Source organism: Longimicrobiales bacterium (assembly GCA_035764935.1).
In the GTDB taxonomy this organism is placed as follows: domain Bacteria; phylum Gemmatimonadota; class Gemmatimonadetes; order Longimicrobiales; family RSA9; genus DASTYK01.
Genome location: DASTYK010000111.1, coordinates 1 through 3778, shown reverse-complemented (window position 1 = coordinate 3778; position 3778 = coordinate 1). Strand labels below are relative to the sequence as shown.

General features: G+C 69.9%; 3 protein-coding genes. All 3 read left to right on the top strand.

The features are described 5' to 3' along the window. Positions 1-138 precede the first annotated feature (138 nt). The 3 genes from VFU06_09245 to VFU06_09235 all read left to right on the top strand — a co-directional run bounded on the left by VFU06_09245 (position 139) and on the right by VFU06_09235 (position 3775). Positions 139-753 carry a molybdenum cofactor guanylyltransferase gene (locus VFU06_09245; protein ID HEU5209584.1) on the top strand — a complete coding sequence of 205 codons (615 nt, stop codon included), beginning with the start codon at positions 139-141 and terminating at the stop codon, positions 751-753. Beyond that, positions 750-2048, top strand: coding sequence for a gephyrin-like molybdotransferase Glp (gene glp / locus VFU06_09240; GenBank protein ID HEU5209583.1), 1299 nt, complete (start codon positions 750-752; stop codon positions 2046-2048). Before VFU06_09245 ends, glp begins: the two co-directional genes overlap by 4 nt. Before the next feature lie 65 nt (positions 2049-2113). Continuing rightward, positions 2114-3775 carry an electron-transfer flavoprotein:ubiquinone oxidoreductase gene (locus VFU06_09235; GenBank protein HEU5209582.1) on the top strand — a complete coding sequence of 554 codons (1662 nt, stop codon included), beginning with the start codon at positions 2114-2116 and terminating at the stop codon, positions 3773-3775. The last annotated feature ends 3 nt before the right edge of the window (positions 3776-3778 follow it).

The following is a 3778-nucleotide window of genomic DNA, read 5'->3' as shown; positions in this document are numbered from 1 at the left end:
CAAGGCCGCGGCCGCGGACGTCGCCTGGATAGCGACGCGCTCGCTGCCCACCACGCTCGCCATCGAGATCGCCGCCGAAGCCGGCATCCCGATCGTGGCGCGGGCCGCCGCCCGGGACGCGTACGTCTGGGGTGCACAGTGAGCACCTGCGGCGCGGCCATTGCCGGTGGCCGGTCCGTCCGCTACGGCGAGTCCAAGTCCTTCGTCACGGTTGCGGGCGAGCGACTGATCGACCGGGTGCTCGCTGCATTGCGCGCTGCCAGCGATGAGCAGGTCATCGTCGCGAACGATATCGAGGCGTACGAGCCGCTGGGGCTTCCCGTTCGCGCAGACGTGCTTCAGGGTGCGGGGGCGGTCGCGGGAATCCACGCCGCGCTGCTGCACGCGGCCGGGCGCGGGTGCGATGGCACGCTCGTGCTCGCCTGCGACATGCCCTTCCCTTCCGCAGCGCTGCTGCGCGCACTGGTGCAGCGGGCGCGGGCGGAGAACGTCGATGCCGTGCTCCCGGCGAGCGACAGCAAACGCGGCATGGAGCCGCTGTGCGCCTGGTACTCGACGCGCTGCATCGTGCCGATCGAGCGCGCGGTCGCGCGCGAGGACCTGCGCGTCATCGGCTTTCATCATGATGTCCGCGTCGCGGTGCTGCCCGCCGACGAGGTCGCGCGCTTCGGCGACCCGGAGCGCCTCTTCATGAACGTCAACACCCGCGAGGACCGGGAGCACGCGGAACGCCTCGCCGCGGCCGCTGAATGACACACCGCGCGGACTGGATCGACGCCGACGAGGCGCTCGCGCGCGTCCTGACGGGGATCACCACGCTCGGCACCGAGGAGGTCGCGCTCGCGGACTGCGCCGGGCGGGTGCTGGCCGAGGCCGTCCGCTCGCCGATCGAGCAGCCCGCATGGGACAACAGCGGCATGGACGGCTACGCTGTGCGCGCGGAGGACATCGAGGGTGCGCGTCCGGACGCGCCCCGGGTCCTGCAGATGATCGAGGACGTGCCGGCCGGCGCGTTTGCGACCCGCACCGTGGAGCGGGGCCAGGCCATCCGCATCATGACCGGTGCAGCGATACCGGGCGGAGCAGACAGCGTCGTGCGGCTGGAGCACACACAACGCGACGGCGATCGGATCCGCGTGCTGCGTGCGGATGATGCACACCGCAACATCCGTCCGCGCGGCGAGGATCTGCGCACGGGCGATGTCGCGGTCGAAGCAGGGCGTGCGCTCAGGGCAGCGGAGGTCGGCGTCCTGGCGATGGTCGGTGCGGCTCGCGTGCGTGTCCATCGCAGACCCGTCACGGCCATTCTCTCGACCGGCGACGAGATCGTCGAGCTGGACGAGTTCGACGAGGTTCTCGCAGGACGTCGCATCGCGAACTCCAACGGGCCGATGCTCGCCGCGGCCGTGCGGGCGGCGGGAGGCGTGCCGCTCATGCTCGGCGTGGCCGCGGACCGGATGGACGCGCTCGAGGAGCGGATCGATCGCGCGCTCGCCGCCGCAGCAGATGCGCTCGTGATCAGCGCCGGCGCGAGCATGGGCGAGCACGACCTGGTCAAGCACGCGCTGGACCGCCGAGGCTTCCGGCTCGCATTCTGGCGCGCGCGCGTGCGGCCGGGCAGCCCGCTGGCGTTCGGCACCATCCCGCGCGACAATGCCGCACCGCTGGCGGTGTTCAGCCTGCCGGGGAATCCGGTGTCGGCGCTGGTCACGTGCGAGCTCTTCGTGAAGCCTGCGCTGCGGCGGATGCAGGGGCGGAGCGCGCACCTGCCGCGCATCGCGACGGTCCGCGTGGCCGAGCGCGTGCGCTCGAATCCAGGCCTCGCGCGCTTTCTTCGGGTACGGCTCGATCCCGCCGGTGAGGACGGACTGATGCAGGCGCGACTCACGGGCCCGCAGGGCTCGGGTGTGCTGACGAGTGCTGCACGTGCGGACGCGCTGCTGATCGTGCCGGAGGATGTCGAAGTCGTGGAAGCGGGCAGCGCGGCACGCGCAGTGCTCCTGTCCGCCGCCGATGATGCACAGGAACAGGGCAGCTACGTGAACTGACGGAGCGACGTGCGCCTGCGGTCGTACAGCGGAGCGTCGCCCGGGACATGAACGGGGGAAGCCACATGGCGGGAAACAGGCGGATCGTGCCGGCACAGCACCAGCCGGACCTACCGCTCGACCGGTTGATTCTGAACGAGCAGCCGGATGCCGAGGCTGTCGAGATGGATGTCGTCTTCGTGGGCGCAGGGCCAGCCGGCCTCGCCGGCGCGATCCGGCTCGCGCAGCTCGTGCAGCAGGACAACGAGAACGGCGGCGGCATCGGTGAGATCGAGATCGCGGTGCTCGAAAAGGCCGGCGCCCTCGGGGAGCACAACCTCTCGGGTGCGGTCGTGAATCCTGCGCCGTTCCGCACGCTCTTCCCTGACCTGCCCGATGACCAGCTTCCGTTGCGCGCGCCGGTGACGAACGAGCGGGTCATGCTGCTGACGGAGTCGCGTGCGATCCGGATCCCGACGCCGCCCACCATGCAGAACCACGGCAACCGCATCGCATCGATCTGCGAGATCGTGCGCTGGCTGGGCGAGCAGGCGGAGTCGCTCGGCGTCAACGTGTTCACCGGCTTCCCGGCCGCCTCGCTGCTCGTCGAAGGCGACGCCGTACGAGGGATCCGCACTGCGCCGACCGGCCTGGACCGCGACGGGTCGCAGGGCTCGCGCTACGAGCCGCCCACCGACATCACGGCAAAGGTCACTGCGCTCTCGGAGGGCACGCGCGGCGCACTCGCGCAGGCGTTCTTCCAGTGGCAGCAGATCAGCTCCGCCAACCCGCAGATCTTCGCGCTCGGCGTGAAGGAGATCTGGGAAACGAAAAAGCCTCTCGACGCGATCGTGCACACGCTCGGCTGGCCGCTGCCGAACGACACGTTTGGCGGCAGCTTCATGTACCCGCTCGAGCCCAACGTCGTGGCACTCGGCCTGGTTGCCGGCATGGATTACGGCAATGCGAACCTCGACGTGCACGTGCTGCTGCAGCAGATGAAGGCGCATCCGTTTTTCCGGGAGTATCTCGAAGGCGGCGACCTGGTCGAGTGGGGCGCCAAGACCATTCCCGAAGGAGGGTTCCACGCACTGCCCGAGCGGCGTCACGGCAACGGCGTCGTCGTGCTCGGCGACTCTGCCGGGTTCGTCGAGGTCGCGTCGCTCAAGGGCATCCATTACGCGATGCAGTCGGGCATCTTCGCGGCGGAGGCAATCTTCCAGGCGCTGAAGAACGGCGATACGTCCAGCAGCACACTCCGCCGCTACGACGACCTGGTCAACGGCAGCAGCATCCGCAGCGATCTCTACGCGCGGCGCAACATGCGACTCGCCTTCAAGGACGGCTTCTACGTGGGGGGCGCGAAGGCAGCACTGATGTCGCTCACGGGTGGGGCGTTCCCCGGCGGGTTCATCGGCAGCGAGCCCGATGCCGCGCATCCGCGGTCGGCGGATGCGCCGCCGCAGATGCCGGACTCGCCCCTGGCGATCCGCAAGCTGGACGCTGTCTTCAAGGCGGGCAACGCAACACGCGACGACATTCCCTCCCACCTCATCGTCGGTCAGGACATTCCCGCAGAGGTCGCGGAGATGTACGTGCACATGTGCCCTGCCGGTGTGTACGAGCGCGACGGCGACCGGCTGATCGTGAACGCGCCGAACTGCATCGACTGCAAGGCCACCGACGTCATCGGTCCGCGCTGGACGCCGCGCGAAGGCGGCAGCGGACCCAGCTACCGGCGGATGTAGGCG